Source organism: Pseudomonas sp. Y24-6 (genome assembly GCF_020295325.1).
Lineage (GTDB): Bacteria > Pseudomonadota > Gammaproteobacteria > Pseudomonadales > Pseudomonadaceae > Aquipseudomonas > Aquipseudomonas gregormendelii.
This window is the reverse complement of sequence record NZ_JACBXG010000011.1, coordinates 132,129-147,982: the sequence shown is the minus strand read 5'-3', so window position 1 is coordinate 147,982 and position 15,854 is coordinate 132,129. Positions and strand designations below refer to the sequence as shown.

At 59.6% G+C, this 15,854-nt stretch carries 14 protein-coding genes and 2 pseudogenes; 7 read left to right on the top strand and 9 right to left on the bottom strand.

The features are described 5' to 3' along the window. Positions 1–769 precede the first annotated feature (769 nt). A pseudogene (locus HYI44_RS20970) lies at positions 770–1,060 on the top strand (NYN domain-containing protein); the annotation flags it as partial. A gap of 68 nt (positions 1,061–1,128) precedes the next feature. On the opposite strand, the gene HYI44_RS20965 reads toward HYI44_RS20970, so the two are convergent. The 5 genes from HYI44_RS20965 to HYI44_RS20945 all read right to left on the bottom strand — a co-directional run bounded on the left by HYI44_RS20965 (position 1,129) and on the right by HYI44_RS20945 (position 7,051). Further along, positions 1,129–2,061, bottom strand: coding sequence for a LysR family transcriptional regulator (locus tag HYI44_RS20965; protein WP_225570400.1), 933 nt, complete (start codon positions 2,059–2,061; stop codon positions 1,129–1,131). 101 nt (positions 2,062–2,162) lie between these two features. Continuing rightward, complete coding sequence (locus tag HYI44_RS20960) at positions 2,163–4,085, bottom strand: flavin-containing monooxygenase (protein ID WP_201148172.1); 1,923 nt, start codon at positions 4,083–4,085, stop codon at positions 2,163–2,165. Positions 4,086–4,134: 49 nt separating this feature from the next. Then, positions 4,135–5,052 carry an alpha/beta hydrolase gene (locus HYI44_RS20955; RefSeq protein ID WP_225570399.1) on the bottom strand — a complete coding sequence of 306 codons (918 nt, stop codon included), beginning with the start codon at positions 5,050–5,052 and terminating at the stop codon, positions 4,135–4,137. Between the two features lie 12 nt (positions 5,053–5,064). Then, a complete protein-coding gene (locus HYI44_RS20950; protein WP_225570398.1) occupies positions 5,065–5,940 on the bottom strand; it encodes a dioxygenase in 876 nt (291 codons plus the stop codon). 43 nt (positions 5,941–5,983) lie between these two features. After that, positions 5,984–7,051, bottom strand: coding sequence for a maleylacetate reductase (locus tag HYI44_RS20945; protein WP_201148175.1), 1,068 nt, complete (start codon positions 7,049–7,051; stop codon positions 5,984–5,986). A 381-nt stretch (positions 7,052–7,432) separates the two neighbouring features. Between HYI44_RS20945 and HYI44_RS20940 the strand changes: the two genes are divergently transcribed. The 6 genes from HYI44_RS20940 to HYI44_RS20915 all read left to right on the top strand — a co-directional run bounded on the left by HYI44_RS20940 (position 7,433) and on the right by HYI44_RS20915 (position 13,300). After that, on the top strand, positions 7,433–8,692 hold the full coding sequence (locus tag HYI44_RS20940) for an outer membrane beta-barrel protein (protein WP_318653940.1): 1,260 nt from the start codon (positions 7,433–7,435) through the stop codon (positions 8,690–8,692). A gap of 165 nt (positions 8,693–8,857) precedes the next feature. Then, positions 8,858–9,478 (top strand): glutathione S-transferase N-terminal domain-containing protein, encoded by a 621-nt coding sequence (locus tag HYI44_RS20935; RefSeq protein ID WP_225570396.1) that lies wholly within the window; start codon positions 8,858–8,860, stop codon positions 9,476–9,478. A gap of 95 nt (positions 9,479–9,573) precedes the next feature. Then, positions 9,574–10,368, top strand: coding sequence for a 3-oxoadipate enol-lactonase (pcaD, locus tag HYI44_RS20930; RefSeq protein WP_225570395.1), 795 nt, complete (start codon positions 9,574–9,576; stop codon positions 10,366–10,368). Beyond that, positions 10,365–11,138: an enoyl-CoA hydratase/isomerase family protein gene (locus tag HYI44_RS20925; RefSeq protein ID WP_225570394.1), complete on the top strand. Its 774-nt coding sequence runs from the start codon at positions 10,365–10,367 to the stop codon at positions 11,136–11,138. The genes pcaD and HYI44_RS20925 overlap by 4 nt, the downstream gene beginning before the upstream one ends. A gap of 79 nt (positions 11,139–11,217) precedes the next feature. After that, entirely contained in the window at positions 11,218–11,904 is a 687-nt protein-coding gene (locus HYI44_RS20920; protein WP_225570393.1) for an SDR family NAD(P)-dependent oxidoreductase, read from the top strand. Positions 11,905–11,953: 49 nt separating this feature from the next. Further along, positions 11,954–13,300 carry an MFS transporter gene (locus tag HYI44_RS20915; RefSeq protein ID WP_225570392.1) on the top strand — a complete coding sequence of 449 codons (1,347 nt, stop codon included), beginning with the start codon at positions 11,954–11,956 and terminating at the stop codon, positions 13,298–13,300. A gap of 35 nt (positions 13,301–13,335) precedes the next feature. On the opposite strand, the gene HYI44_RS20910 is transcribed toward HYI44_RS20915, so the two are convergent. From HYI44_RS20910 to HYI44_RS20895, 4 genes and pseudogenes are all read right to left on the bottom strand, one after another. Next, complete coding sequence (locus HYI44_RS20910) at positions 13,336–13,623, bottom strand: DUF3861 domain-containing protein (RefSeq protein ID WP_225570391.1); 288 nt, start codon at positions 13,621–13,623, stop codon at positions 13,336–13,338. Positions 13,624–13,698: 75 nt separating this feature from the next. Continuing rightward, entirely contained in the window at positions 13,699–14,427 is a 729-nt protein-coding gene (locus tag HYI44_RS20905) for a LysR substrate-binding domain-containing protein (protein WP_225570461.1), read from the bottom strand. A gap of 18 nt (positions 14,428–14,445) precedes the next feature. Beyond that, a pseudogene (locus tag HYI44_RS29670) lies at positions 14,446–14,601 on the bottom strand (LysR family transcriptional regulator); the annotation flags it as partial. 40 nt (positions 14,602–14,641) lie between these two features. Beyond that, positions 14,642–15,850: an MFS transporter gene (locus HYI44_RS20895; protein ID WP_225570390.1), complete on the bottom strand. Its 1,209-nt coding sequence runs from the start codon at positions 15,848–15,850 to the stop codon at positions 14,642–14,644. Between the last annotated feature and the right edge of the window lie 4 nt (positions 15,851–15,854).

The window sequence follows — 15,854 nt, the reverse complement described above, 5'->3', positions numbered from 1 at the left end:
TATAGTTAAATTCTACCAGCTTCTAACTACCTAATAGAGCAGGTCTTTTTCACTCTAAATGATAACCAGAGCGAGTGCGCACTCGAAATGCTGGGCTGTACTACGGATTTGTGGAGGATTGCTTGCCAACTTATGATTTTAGCGCTTCAGGCACTATGAACCCAGGCCAACAAGCTCACCGGCTCCTCAAGGGAACACGCGTTTTCAGGAGTCAACATCAGTGCCAGTTGGCTGACAGACCCTAACGCTGGCTCTTAAGCAGGCAATGGATCGCGTCCTTCAACACGGGTCAACACGACGAGCTCAAATCTCGACAACAGCCAGCCGCGGCAAAAAACCAATTCCCATCATGACCATGCAAACACCGTAAAACACCGTAAAACACCGTAGGAGCTGCCGAAGGCTGCGATCTTTTGACTTTGATTTTGAAATACCGCACCAACTGAACCACCAAGCAAAAGGTTTTCAAACTGGGAAATGCAGCGCCGACTAAACCAAGTCGAGGTCGAGGACAACGAAGCACAAACGCAGTTGTGCAATCATCTTCAAGATCAACACAAGCAAAGCAGATCTCAAGCATCCGAACCGGTCTCAAGAGCCCGACGATCAAATGACCACTATTTGAGAAGAGGCCACCTCGAAATCCACGGCCAACCGGGCTAAATGCGCAATCCAACGTTACGCATAATGTATATTATGTTAAATAGGCTATTGCTTCAGGAAGCCATTCTGTCAATGTATGGTGGCTCCTTTAACTCAGGGACGACTTATGGCCAGCCACAGCTCCAACAACCAAAAGCATCTCGCAGTCATGATCGACGCTGACAACGCGCCAGCAGCGATCGTTGAAGGCCTGTTTGAAGAAATAGCCAACGGCGTCGCCAGCGTCAAGCGCATCTATGGTGACTGGACGGGCCCGCAGCTCCGTGGCTGGAAGAAAGTCCTGCTAGATCACTCCATCCAACCTATCCAACAGTTCGCCTACACCAAAGGTAAGAATGCCACTGACAGCTCGTTGATCATCGACGCGATGGACTTGCTGTACACCCGTCGCTTTGATACGCGGAGCCGACATGGATATCGATATGGGCACACCGATAACACGACGGCTGACCAGTGCAGCGGGCTTCAGTGGAGCACAATTCCGCGATCGATCAGGCGTTGATCCCATAGCGGCACTTCGCCGATGCGTTCGATTAGAAAATCGATCAACGTGCGTACCCGCAAGGCGCGGCGCTGAGTTTCCGGGTACACGGCGGCGAAATCGAAGGACGACAGGCGATAGTCGTTAAGGATCGGAACCAGTCGCTCGTTGATGAAATCGTCGCTGGCTATCAAGGTCGGCAGGCAGGTGATGCCTGCACCGTTCAGAGCGTAGTCGCGTAACAAATGGATGGAACTTGAGCGCATCTGGCTGTGCAGCGTCAGCTCGACACTCTCGTCTCCATTGGTAAATTGCCAGCGATTGCGCGATGGGTACGAACTGAATAACGCCACGCGATGATCCTTGAGTTGCATGGGATGTTCCGGCTCCCCATGGTCGCGCAGATACTGCGGCGAAGCACAGAACACCCGGTGCAGGGTGAAGAGTTTGCGCACCACCAAACGCTCGGCATGGGGCGGGAACATCTGGAAGGCGATGTCGAACCCCTCCTCGATCGGCTCGACCACGCGATCGGTGACTACCACATCCAACTCGATCTCGGGGTACATCGCGGTGAACTGCGCCAGCATCGGGCCCATATGGTCGATTGCAAAGCCTTGCAGTACCTGCAGGCGCAGCTGGCCAGTGAGGTTGGAACGTTGATGGCGCATTTTCTCGGTCAGCCCGTGAAAGCCTGCGACCAGGTCGGCGCACTCCTGAAAATACGCCTCGCCGATATCCGAGAGCCGCACATGGCGGGTGCTACGGTGAAAGAGCGGTGCGTTGATGAACGCCTCGAGCTGTTGCACGCGATGAGTGATGACGGAGCGGGTGACGCCCAACTGCTCCGCAGCCTTGGCAAAGCTGCCGGTTTGGGCGACGCGCACGAACGCCTCGGTGATGAGTAGACGATCCATGACCTCTCTCTTCTTGTAGTGATTGGCGGCCCACGACGGTCGATCAGGCACAGACTTGTTTGCATAGTAAGGCTGTGCCTGTGTGGCCGCCAGCTCAGCTGTCAGGAAAGAATGTAGTCAGTTGGCTCGACCTCATGGGTGCGATGCCAGAACTCCACTGCGTTGAAGGGGAAGTTCTGCGTCACCCTCCCCTTACTGTTCTTGTACCAGCTGTTGACCTTGGAAAAGCCCCAGGCGCGGAGCAGGTTGGCCTGGTCGATGCGCTGGTTGTAGGACTCGAATACCGGTGTCTTGACCTCCATGCTCTGGTGTCCGCCCTCAAGCAGCAGCCGCACCGCATCGACGACATATTTAGCAGTCAATTCCGAAAACTGGATGATGGTGCTGTACACCACCAGGCTGGTATTGGGTCCGTACATGCAGAACATATTGGGGAACTCGGGCACCGTCATGCCGAGGTAGGCCCGTGCGTCGTCACCCTTCCAAACCTCCTGCAGCGCCACGCCGCCCCGACCGGTGATGTTGATCGGCATGAGGAACTTGGAGGCGTGAAACCCGGTGCCGTAGACGATCAGGTCGAACTCGTGCTCGGTGCCGTCGACGCAGCAGATGCCTTTTGGAGTAATGGCTTCGATCGGCTGGCGGATCATACTGACGTTATCGCGCTTGAGTGTCGCGATCCAGGTACCGTTGTCGCGAACGATACGCTTGCCACCCACCGGCGAGTCAGGCACCAAGACGTCTCGCAGGTCCGGGCGGTCGGCGAACTGCGGCTCCATCCAGGCGCTGATGTCCTGGCGTAATTGCTCATTGCGTGCCGACACCGCGACTTCGGTCGGCGGGTAATCGACATCAACCATCACGTCTTCGAGGAAACCGACACCCTGCGGCATCGCCATGGCTACCCGGTTCCACAGGCTGTAATGGGGCAGATTTGCCAGCAGCCACTTGCAGCTGTCTGAGTTCTTCCCATGCAGATCAGGGGTCGGCAGGAGCCAGTTGGTGGTGCGTGCAAACACCTTCAGGTCGGCCGCCGTCTTGGCCAGCTGAGGAATGAACTGGGTCGCACTGGCGCCCGTGCCGATCACCCCTACACGTTTGCCGCTCCAGTCGATGCTGTGATCCCACTGCGCCGAGTGAAAGGCCGGCCCCTCGAACGTTTCGATACCGGGAATCGCCGGAATCATCGGGCGATTCAGCTGCCCTACGGCAAACACCACTACGTTGCTATCGACTCGGACCTGCCCGTCGCTGTTGCGACACAGCAACTGCCAGCGCTGAGTCGCTTCATCCCAATGGGCATCGCTGACTTCGGTGTTGAACTGGATATGCTCGTACAGACCTTTCTCCCGTGCCACCGCCTGCATGTAGGCGAATACTTGCGGCGCGGGCGCAAAACAGTCGTCCCAGATATGGCGCGCAAACGAGAAACTGTAGAAGAAGCTATGGATGTCGACGCGGCAACCCGGGTAAGTGTTCTCGCGCCAGGTGCCACCGACATCATCGCCTTTTTCATAGACCACAAAGGGCACACCCGCCTGCTTGAAGCGCAGGGCCGCGATCATGCCGCTTTCGCCAGCGCCAATGATCACGACCTTGAAGTCCCGGTCGGCGGCGATATGGTCTTTGTGCCAGCGCGGAGTACGCAAGTCTTCTTCAGCGGTAACCGCCTCCTCGGCAATCAGCGGCAGATAGGGCTCAATGACGGGCCCCATCAGCCAGGTGCCCAAGGTGTGCAGTTGATCAGTGGTGGGCCGACCGGGCACGGGCTGGCCGCTGTCACGAAACGCCAGCAGGCGTCGCAGGCAAAATTCGCGAACCTGGGCTTCTGTTTCAGGAGGCATGCCGCTACCGGCGACGCCCATGGCGATCACGGGTTTCCATTCGGCGTTAAGGACTGTGAGGTCGCCAGTGAGGTGAGCGACCGTCATCAGCAATGTAGGAATATCGGCACCCTGCAGGTTGCCGCGCAGGGTTTCATCATCGCAATCGATGGAGGATACAGTGGTATTGAAGGCACTCATGGTAAACCTCTTATTCTTTTTGTCAGGGGTCATTGATCGTCAGCGAGGGTCAAACGGGCGGTAAAAAAGGTTCGATCTGTTCGCGCAGCCAATCCAGCGCATCACCGCTGGCACGCAGGAACGGCATGGTCACGAATCCGTGCATCTGGCCACTGAAACAGCGCTCGACCACCGTGATGCCGTCTTGCACCAGGCGGGCGGCGTAAGCCTGGCCTTCGTCCCGCAGCACATCCAGCTGTGCGGTCAGCACTATCGCCGGTGGCACGCCGCGCAGATCCTTGGCGGCGAGCGGCGAGGCATTCGGTTGTTGGCGTTGGCTGGCATCGGACAGGTAGTGATCCCAGAACCAGCGCATGTCTTCGCGGGTCAGCAGCAACTGGCGTTGCGGATCCAGGTAGGCGGGGCCGTCGAGATCCGCCTGGGTGACCGGGTAGATCAGCACTTGCAAGGCCCAGTACAACTGACCACGCCGGGCCGCGCGCTGGGCGAACACCGCGGCCAGATTGCCGCCGGCGCTGTCACCGGCGACGATCAGCGTGCCCTCGGCGCCGCCGGCCAGTTGTGCGCGGCGATCCACCAGCCACTGCGCCGCGCGCTCTACATCATCGAGCGCCGCCGGAAACGGAAACTCCGGGGCCAAGCGGTACTCGACCAGCACCACGGTGCACTGGGTGCGCTGCGCCAACTGGCGGGCGAAGTAGTCGAAGTCGTCGATGCCGCCAAGTACCCAGCCACCGCCGTGCAGATAAAGAATGGCGCCACGGACCGAGGCGCTTGGGCTAAGGATCCGCAAGCGCGCACCGCCCAGTTGCACGTCCTCGACGCTGTGCATGGCCGGCCCCTCGTCTTGAGCTCGCAGCCCCGCCATGACCGCTCGGGCCTCTGGCGCATCCATCTGGTGAAAGGGTTTCAAGCCGGTTTCGGCCAACTGCGCCAACAGCTGGGCAGACTCGATATCGAGTGTCATAGCGGTGCCCTCCTACGCCGTGGTATCCAGAACGAAGTCGAAACTCGCGAGGTGAAAGTCGGTACCTATATCGAACTGGCTGGCCAGTGGGTCGCTGGCACCGCGTGGCTGGTAGACCACCCGTAGCGAATCCTTGACGCCGAATACCGCATCCGAATCGATATAGGGATCGTCATCATTGAACACGTGAGTCACCAGGCGCTTGTGGCCCGGGGCGTCGAGCATGAAATGCAGGTGCGCCGGGCGCCATGGATGCCGTCCCGTCGCCTCCAGCAACTGACCGACTGGGCCATCGGTAGGGATCGGATAACTGACCGGGACCACGCTGCGAATCGCATAGCGCCCATGCTCATCGGTGTGATAGCGACCGCGCAGGTTGCCATGCGGCTGGGTAACGTCCTGGCCGGAGTACTGGCCGTTTTCAGCGGTCTGCCAGACATCCAGGGTGGCCCCTGCCAGAGGCTTGCCGGTGATGTCACGTACGCAACCCGTGATCAGCGAAGCGTTACCCGGGATCAGCGCCATGTTCTCGCCGTATTCACGATCCGGCATGCCGGAAATATAGAACGGCCCGAACACCGTGCTTTCTGTGGCCTCGGCGCCGTTGCGGTGCTCGATAGCGTCGACCAGCATCGACAGCCCCAGCACATCGGAGAGCAGGATGAATTCCTGGCGCACTACGTCGTCGCACTTCTGCCCGGTGGCCGTGAGGAACTGGATCGCCTGAAACCATTCGGCCTCGCCGAGCTCCACCTCGCTGGCAAAATTGTGCAGATGCCCTACCAGTTTCTGCAGCAAAAAGCGCAGGCGTGCATCAGGGGTATGGGCAAAGCTGTTGACGGCACGGGCAGTAATCTCGCGTTCGGATGCTATGTCTGAGTGACTCATTTTTATAATCTCGTCTGACAAGGGTGGATCAGCGCAAACACCCTTAATTCGGGGCTTGACCGTTCAACGCACGGGCCAACAACGCCTCGATGGCTCCCTGCTCGAACGGTCGCGGGTTGTAGTAAGGGCTCGCGCAGGCGATGCGCGCCGCTTCAGCCGGGCCATGCTCGGGGAAGCCGACATCGGCCAGCGCCAAGGGGATGCCGAGGCGGCGATTAAGGGCGTACAGCAACGGCCCGACGTCGTCCGCCTGTTCGCCACCCAACGCCCGCGCCGCGCGGCGCAAGGGCTCGGCGGCCGCCTCGCGGTTGTAGTGCGCAGCGTGGGGCAGAACAATGGCGTGAGCTTGGGCATGGGGCAGGTTGAAGGTGCCGCCGAGGGTATGACAGAGCTTGTGGTGGATGGCCATGCCGACCGATCCCAGGCAAATGCCGGCCAACCAGGCCCCTTGCAACGCCTGGCCGCGGGCCTCGATGTTGGACGGATCATCGACGATCCTGGGCAGCGACTGCGCCAGGGCGCGGATCGACTCTTCGGCCATCAACGAGATCACCGGATTGGCGTCTTCGGCATACAGCGCTTCAATTGCGTGGGCCATGGCGTTCATGCCCGAGCAGGCCGACAGCGCGACCGGCAGGGTCAGAGTCAGTTGCGGATCGTAGATGACGGTCTTGGGGAGCACCCGGGGGTCGCGTCCGGTCTTTTTCAGGCGGTTTTCGGTCAGGCCGTAGATCGGCGTCATCTCCGATCCGGCGTAGGTAGTGGGCACGGCCAGGATCGGCAGGCCGCTGTCCATGGCGATCGCCTTGCCCAGGCCGATGGTCGAACCTCCGCCCACCGCCACGCAGCAATCCGCTTCACGGCGCACGGCCTCCTCGCGAGCTGCCTGAGCGGTTTCCAGTGGCACGTGCATCACTGCCTTGGGATACACCCCGGCGCTGCGATCGCCTAGCAAGCGGGCGACCTGCTCGCCAAGCTCTTGCTGGTCAGGGGTGGTGAGGATCAACGCACGACGGGCGCCCATCCGCTCGATTTCGTCGCTCAGACTGGCGAGTTTACCCGCGCCGAAAATGACCCGCGTCGGCGTACCTTGATAGATAAAGGTATTCATCGTTATGGCCTTTTATTTTTGTGTTTGAGTGGCCAGACAGTAAGGTGCGCCCATGGCCCTAACAAGACCATTCTCGGCGAAATGACTGTTCGCAAAACGCGAACAAAGCTGTCGCTAATGCGGTTAGTTCGAACCAACTAATCATGACGAACAAATCAATTATTCGTGTTTCATGAACATTTTATTCGCCCATATTGGCCTTGTTTGACCAGAGCCATGATCTTAATGTCCGGGCACAAAAGAGCGGGCGGATAGTCCCTCTCGCCAAAAAAATAACAACAATAAGGTCCGTGCCCGATGCTCAAATCCCTCGCCTCTTTGTGCGCGATGTTATCGTGCACGCTGTGTGCTGCCGCCTCCTCCCAACCTGGTGAAGGTGACATGGCTAACTGGTTGTTCCCTGCATTGGAAAAAGAAACCGGCATCAACATCCATGGCGTAATCGACGCAGGGTATTCGCGCAACAATACATCCACCCGAACGGAGCGCAGCGGCGGCCTGACTAACTTGCCAGTGGCCGGGTACGCCGATGAAAAATTCGAACTGGCTTTTTTCAACTTATTTATCGAAAAGCCACTCGCCAGCCGTTACTTGCCACGCGCCACCCCCCTGCCCGGGCCACAGGCGACGGATTACTCATTCGGCTTTAGCCTGGGATTGTTATACGGCCGTGACGGCCAGTTCGCCCGCACCGCAGGCTGGGACGAGCATTGGGGCATCAATGAACCAGGCGCTTCAGATGCGGAGAGCGCCAAGCGACGCCGGCAAAAGTTCTATGCATTCCCGGATCTGTTCGCGACGGCGTACCTTCCGTATGGCACCGGCATCAGCGTCATGGCGGGAATTTTCGGCCCTGGGATCGGCTATGAAATTCCGCCGAATATCCGGGTTGCGCGCAACGCATTCGCGACCAAGACCTATGCATTCGTGACCGAGCCAGGGACCGTTAGTGGGGTCGTCGTGGGTACACGAATACTGGCTACCGATTCCAGTGTAATGGGCGGCGAACTGGGGATCGTACAGGGCTGGAATAACCTGCGTGATAACAACGATCGCAAATCGGTACTGGGCGCCGTGCGCTGGCGCAGCGCCGATATGCAAGCCTGGATCGACTATGAATTCATCGCCGGTGATGAGCAGAACAAGGCTACCGATGATATTCAGGCACCCACCTCGCGCTTGATTTCGTCGAGTGGCCAATTCAAGCAACAGCACTCATTGAACGGCTGGTTTGCCCTGGACAAACAGTGGTCCATCGGTGCCGAAGTTCTCTACGGGCGCCAGGACGGCGACGGCAAGCCGGGTACTTTCGATATAGTCACAGGCCCCGGGTTTTCCGGTGCGCATTGGTGGGGCGTCAACAGTTCGCTGACTTATCAGTATCGCCAGGACCTGGCTTTTTCTGCCCGGGCGGAACACTTCAGCGATCCACAGGGTTTTGCGCTGTTCCCGGTATCCGTGGCACACGGCGCATTTGATGGTATTACCCTGGGCCTGCGCTATGAAGCCACGCGTAATCTGTCGCTGCGACCCGAAATCCGCTACGACTGGTTTACCGGTGATGCCGATGACCGGCCTTTTGGCAATGGAAGAAAGCGCCAGCAAGCAACGGCCACCGTGCAGGCGCTTTATTATTTTTGACCGCCCCGTCTGGTGATAGCGTGGCGGCTGCGATTGACGACGTTTTGCAGAAAACGCAAACCTGCTAGCCCGGAAGTGCCATTGCCTTGCCGCCGTGAAATTGCCAACCTCCATAGCACAAACGCGCTGCGCCCAGCGGCGTGAGAAAATAAGATGGAGAGGCCATTGAATACTCTATTCACCCTGCTCGGTTCCAGACCGAGCCCCTTCGTACGCAAAGTGCGCGTCTGCCTGGCGGAAAAAAATATCCCTTACGAGTTCGAGGAAGTAGACGTAACCAGTCCGGACTCCATCGTTTATTCGCGCAATCCACTGGGCAAGATTCCCTGCTTGCTCACTCCGGATCTAGAGCCGTTCTACGACTCATCGGTGATCGTCGAATACCTCGAAGCCACATCGCCAACGCCTGCACTGTTCCCGACCGACCCTCTTGCCCGAGTGCAAATTAAACGCATCGAGGCACTGGCCGATGGCGTGCTGGATGCCGGCATTCTATTGCGCTGGGAAAATTTCCAGCGGCCACAGGGCACCCAGGACCCTGCCTGGATCACCCGCCAGACCAGGAAACTCGACACCGGCCTCCAGGCCTTAGGGCGGGAACTCGGCGATCGCCAGTACGTTCTGGGTGAGACCTTGACCTTCGCCGATCTGACGGTGGGCGTGACCCTGGGCTGGCTGAATTTTCGCTTCCCCGATCATGCCTGGTCCCGCGAATTTCCGGGGCTGCGCAGCCTCCTGGAACGGCTCGAGGCCCGGGAATCCTTCGCCAGTACGCGCCCAGCCTAGTTCGCGACTCGCCCCTGGCCTGGCCCCGCCACCGAAGGCGCGAGAGCAAGTCGTGGCGAGCGCCCTACGTACACTTTAATAAGCGGTCAGATCCCATGCCTACCTTCACATCGAAAAACGTGAGTATTCACTACAATTTCAACGACGCCGCCGGCCCCGACGCCCCGGTGCTGATGTTCTCCAACTCCCTGGGCACCACACTGGACATGTGGCGCCCGCAACTCGAAGCGCTGAGCAGCGACTTTCGGATCCTGCGCTACGACACCCGCGGCCATGGTCAGTCGAGCGCGCCGCAGGGACCCTACTCGCTGGACCAGCTGGGTGAAGATGTCATCGCCCTGCTCGACCACCTGCAACTTCCCAAGGTGCACTTGTGCGGCTTGTCGCTGGGCGGCTTCGTGACGCAATGGCTGGCCATCAATGCCCCTGAGCGCCTGCACAGCGCAGTGATCTGCAATATTGCGGCGGTGACCGCGGCCCCCACTTTTTGGCACGACCGAGCGAACCTGGTGTTGAGCGAAGGCATGCAAGCCATCGTCGACGGGGTCATGGCTCGATTCTTTTCGCCCCGGTTCGCCCAGGGCTCGCCGGCAGCGGTGCGCGCTGTGCATGAGGGTTTTGTTTCGACCCCGGCCGTAGGCTACGCTGGCGCGTGCGCGGCGATCCAGCATGCCGACTTTCGCGCCAACCTGCCAACCGTCGACTTGCCAGTGCTGGTGATCGGCGGCTCGCTGGATCAGGCGGCGCCCCCTGAAGGCGTCAAGCAAGTCGCCGAGCTGATTCCCCACGCCCGTTATGTCGAGCTCGATGCAGCGCACATCTCGAACATCGAAAACCCCGCGGGCTTCAACGGGGCAATCGTCGATTTTCTGGGAGGCCTCAAGGCATGAGCCAATTCAGCGAATATTCCCAACGTTTCGAATGCATCCAGATGCGCCGCGAAGATGGCATCCTCGAGGTGCGCTTCCACTCCAACGGCGGCCCTTTCCAATGGGGACTCGGCCCGCACAAGGAATTCGAGCAAGCATTCCTGGACATCTCCAGAGATCCCGACAACGAAGTGGTTATTCTCACCGGCACCGGAGATGAGTACTGCGGCCCCACTCTGGCGGCGGGCGGCCACCGCCACGTGAAAGACCCGCTCACGCCGCAACAGTGGGACGCCATCTACTGGGAAGGTAAACACCTGCTGGGCAACCTGCTCAACATCGAAGTGCCCGTGATCGCCGCCATCAATGGCCCGACCACCCGCCACGCCGAAATCCCGCTGTTGAGCGATATCGTGATTGCCTCCAACACCGCCACCTTTCAGGACTCCGCCCACGTCAACGGCGGTCTCGTTCCGGGTGACGGCGTGCATGTGGTGTTTCCCGCACTGTTAGGCCTCAACCGCGGCCGCTATTTCCTCCTGACCGGCCAGGTCCTCGACGCGCAGCAGGCGCTGGACTATGGCCTGATCAGCGAGGTGCTTGAACCCGACCAGGTACTGCCTCGGGCATGGGTACTGGCGCGCCAGCTGCTGCAGCGCCCACGTTTGATTCGCCGTTACGCCCGGGTGCTCCTGACGCAGGACATCAAGCGCCGGATGCACGAACTGCTCGGCTATGGCCTGGCGCTGGAAGGTCTGGGCGCGTGCATGGCCAGGGAGCAAGTCGGCTAAGCGTGAATCGCGACACCGGCCGCTTGGCGACAGGCCAGGGCTACTCGCTTCATCTCATAAGAATAAGGAGACCTACCCAATGAAAACCGCAATCGTCACCGGTGCCATGGGCGGCATCGGCCGCTCGGTGGTCGAGCGATTCAAAGCCGATGGTTTCGAAGTCGTGCAGATCGACTACAACAATCCAGACGACCTCCCGGACCTGGTGGAGATGGATCTGCGTGGATCCGACATCGAGGAAAAATTCGACGCGCTGCTGGCTTCTTACCCAGAGGCTGTGGTGCTGGTGAACTGCGCCGGCTGGTATGTGCCTCAGGACCTGTTCGATGTCGACCTGAACGGATACGACAGTAACTTCAACGTCAATGTCAGGGCGGTGTTCCTGGCCAGCCGCGCCTTTGCCAGGCATCTGAAGAACCACGCCATCCCCGGCGCCATCGTCAATGTCAGCTCGGTGTCCGGACGCATGGGCAGCGCCATCATCGATTATGCCGCGTCCAAATCGGCGGTCGACAACCTTACCAAGAGCCTGGCCAAGGCCCTGGCGGGCACATCGATCCGAGTCAATGCGGTCGCCCCCGGCATCGTCGACACCCCCATGGGCAGGCGTATCCCGGCCCATGTGCTGGAGGAACGAATCAAGACCATCCCGCTCAGGCGTATCGCTTCGCCCGAAGATATCGCCAATGTCATTGCCTTCCTCGCATCTGATCAGGCGGCTTATGTCAACGGCCAGACACTGGCGGTCTGCGGCGGCATGACCTGAGTCCGGATTCCTCCTCCTTGTTTGCACCACCAAGCGCCTGATCGTCCTGATGATCAGGCGCATGACGAGACCACATAAAATGAACAACATGGTTGACTGGTATAAAACGGGAACGCCCAACGAACGCCGGACGTTCTGGGCATGTTTTTCCGGGTGGGCGCTGGACACCTTCGATCTGCAGGTCTTCAACTTCGTGATGCCCAGCTTGATGCTGGCCCTGACGCTGTCCAAATCCGACGCGGGATCGATTGCCACCGTGGCCCTCCTGTCATCCGCTATCGGTGGCTGGATCGGCGGCGCGTTGAGTGACAGATACGGCCGGGTGCGCATGCTCATGGTCACCATCATCTGGTTTACCGGATTCGGCATCCTCGCCGGCTTCGCCCAAACGTATGGCCAACTGATCTTTTTCCGGGCCCTGCAGGGCATCGGCTTCGGCGGCGAATGGGCGATTGGTGCGGCCTTGATTGCCGAAGTCATCGCGCCGAAAAATCGCGGCAAAGCCATGGGCCTGGTGCAAAGCGGGTACTCCATTGGCCTGGCGCTGGCATCCGTGGTGACGATGCTGATCGTCGCGTATCTTCCGGCCGATACCGCATGGCGCGTGGCCTTCTGGTTTGGCGTGATACCGGGCGCGGCGGTGCTGTGGATCGCCCGGGGTGTCGCGGAACCGGCGATATTCACTCAGATGCGCAACAGCACCGCGAAGTCGGCTCCGCCGCGTATTGGAGCGATCTTCCGGCCGGGCGTGCTGCGCACCACGGTGATGGCGGGCATTCTGCTCTGCGGCCTGCAATCGGCGAGCTATTCGCTGGTCTCGTGGATGCCGACCTTGTTGATTCAGTCGCGAGGCATGGCACCGCATGATGTCATTATCGCCACCATCATCGTCAGCGTCGGGGCGTTCGCAGGCTTCATCGCCTGTGCGTATGCGTGCGATCGATTCGGGCGGCGCGCCTGCCTGATTGCTTTCTGTATCGCAGGGATGATTCTGACGGGGATCTACACGATGATGCCGAGCGGGCGCCTGGTGTTTCTGGCCCTGGGGTTTCCGATCGGATTTACCGTTAATGGCATGTTCGCAGCGGTCGGGCCGTACTTGAGCGAGCAGTTTTCCACCGACGTCAGGGCTGCCGGTATGGGCTTCACCTACAACATCGGCAAACTGGTGGGCGCGTTCTCGGTCATGCTGGTGGGTGTAGTGGCCAACCACGCGGAGTTGGCAGTCGCGATCGAAATCTTCTGCGCTGCGGGCTTTCTGGTGGCAATCATCGCGCTGGCCTGCATGCCGGAGACCCGTGGCCGCGAACTCGACAAACCCCTGGTCGACCCGCAGGCCAACAGCGCAGCGCAACCCCAAGCGTCCAGCGGGCAGCCATCGCAAACGCCGGGATAAGCGTAAAGCGTCGGGGGCTCCTGACCTCCGAGCGCTTATTTCTTGCCCTTGAGATGCTTCATGAACTGGACGAAATGAGGGCGAAACTGTTCGAACAGCGGGTGATCCTTGTGTTCGAGCATCACCTCGCTGAATAACTTGAGGCCGATAGCCAACGAGGCGGACGTGTCCGGGTCGAAATCCCCGCGAGCCTTCATGACCTCCACGATATGAAACACATCGTCGTGATTGCCGACCTCGAAGCTCAATGGTTCACGGGATACGGGTTGGCCTTTGGGATCTTCCAGGTGCTCGATTTGAACGCGATAACGATGCTGTTTCATATGAAAATCCTTCCCAGTGACAAGCGGCGATTATCGCATGCCCTCGACCGGCGTCCAGTGTTCGCAAGTAGTCGTTCATGAAGAGCGGCTGGGGAGCATTTTTTCCCCCTCCTCCAGAACCAGCGCGCGCAAGATCCGCGACACTTCGCGCACGGCCAGGCTCGCGGGAACGAATGAGGTGGTGGCGAGCATCAACGAGCGGGCAATGGACGGCTCGGCAATTGGCAGCCCGGACAACTGTCCGTCAAGTAGCTTCTGCCGGATGGCAAAGTACGGCAGGATGGACACGCATTGGCCGCGCTCAAGCAATTCGAGCAAGGCCATGAACGAGTTGATTTCAATCACCACATTGAGGTCGATGCCACGTTGCTCTGCTTGCCGCGCCAAGGTCACACGCAGGTTGTTCGGCAACGGCGGCAGCGCCAACGGCTGGCGGGCGATCGCCTCGAAAGCCACGGGGCCCTGATGGCCATCCAGTACACCAGGGCCGCCCACCAGCCAGGAATCGACCGGTGCCAGGAAGTCACGGCCCACTCGCGTCGAACGGCCATATTGAAAGAGGAGCGCCAGGTCGATGGAACCGTCCGCCAACATCTCGTCCAGCTGACTGCTGTATCCCTCCGACACACTCAGCGTGACCCGCGGGTAGCGCTCGGCGACACGCGCTTGCATCTGCGGCACCAGCAGAGGTGCCAAAGCGGGCATCATGCCGATCCTGACTAGCCCGGTAGGCACTCCGGCGATGCCCGCGGAGTCGCGCTGCAGGCGGTCGACGCCTGCCAGGATCGACTTTGCGTGGGGCAAGACGCATTCCCCCAGGGGGGTAAGCACCACGCCCCGGCCATTCCGAAAAAAAAGTTTTCCACCACACTGGGTTTCGAGTTGCGCCAGCTGGCGGCTGATTGTCGAGTTGGTGATTTCGAGCGCCAGTGACGCGCGCGTCAGGCTGCCTAGCTCCGACAACTTGATGAATATCATCAGAGCCTTTGTGTCCATCCCGGGCCACTCCTATTTTGAGTCAATGATGTATAGATTCACTCCGCCAACATAACCCGATCACTAGAAAAAAACCGCCTGCCGACATCACTGCGGCACAGAAAAATATAGCGGCGTAGCCAAAACCTGAAGCGATGAGTCCCATGACCGGACCCGCTACACCTACTGCAATATCAAAGAACAATGACAGAGCACTGAGCGCAGAGTTGCGGTTCGCGGGTGGCGTGCGTACCAATGTCTCCACCCCGAGGCCTGGATAGACCCATGACACCCCTGCCCCGGTCAGCACACCGCCGGCAATCGCCAACGCAGGAGACGGTGCCAGCCAGATCAACAGCATGCCCAACGTTTGAACAAGCAGGCAGCCAGCCACGACTTTGTAGCCTCTGAATCGCTGCAGAATCCCCGGAGAAGACAACCGAGCGAGGATAAAACCAAGGCCAAAACCACTCAGACACCAGGCAGCGTAGTCCCACCCCAAACTGTCAAAGTACAGCGCTACAAATGCGGTCAGCCCGCCGAATCCCAATGAACTGCACACCAGGACCAGGCCATTGGGCATCACGGTGAACAGCACTCGATGGAAGGCCATGCGCGCACCTGCAACCAAGGGTGCCGGGCGTTTGCCCAGTGCCAGAAGCAGGAACGTCAAGGCAAGCAATACCGTGCACAGCCCCACACTCACAATGCCCAGCGAGTAGCCAAGCAACACACCCAACGGCGCACCTACGGCGGTCCCGCCATAGGCTGCGATGCCATTCCACGACATGACCTGGGCTGCACGAGGCGCACCACATAACCCGATCGCCCACGTGCAACAAGGTGTGGAGATCATTGCTGTAGAAGCACCCAACACCAGCCTCCCCAGCATTAACAGCGTCAGGATCAGCCACCAGGGTTGATCAGGCAGAAAGAGAGCGAGCGCAGTTAGAGTGCCGCTCAAAATCAATCCGCTGAGCCCGCACACCACGGCGTATTTGGCACCCCGTCGATCAGCCACGCCACCGGCCAGCGGGCGCGCCAGAAGTGTTGCCAGATACTGTGAACTGATCACGATACCCGCGAAGACGGAGGTCAAACCCAGGTCATTGAGGACGTATCCCGGTAACACGGCAAGCGGCAGGCCACTGCAGACGTAGGAAATGAAGTTGAAGACGATGATTGACAGGATCAGCCCGCTACCGGCGATTGCCTTATCGCTATCACGGCTTAGAGCACTTGCTTCGCTCATCATC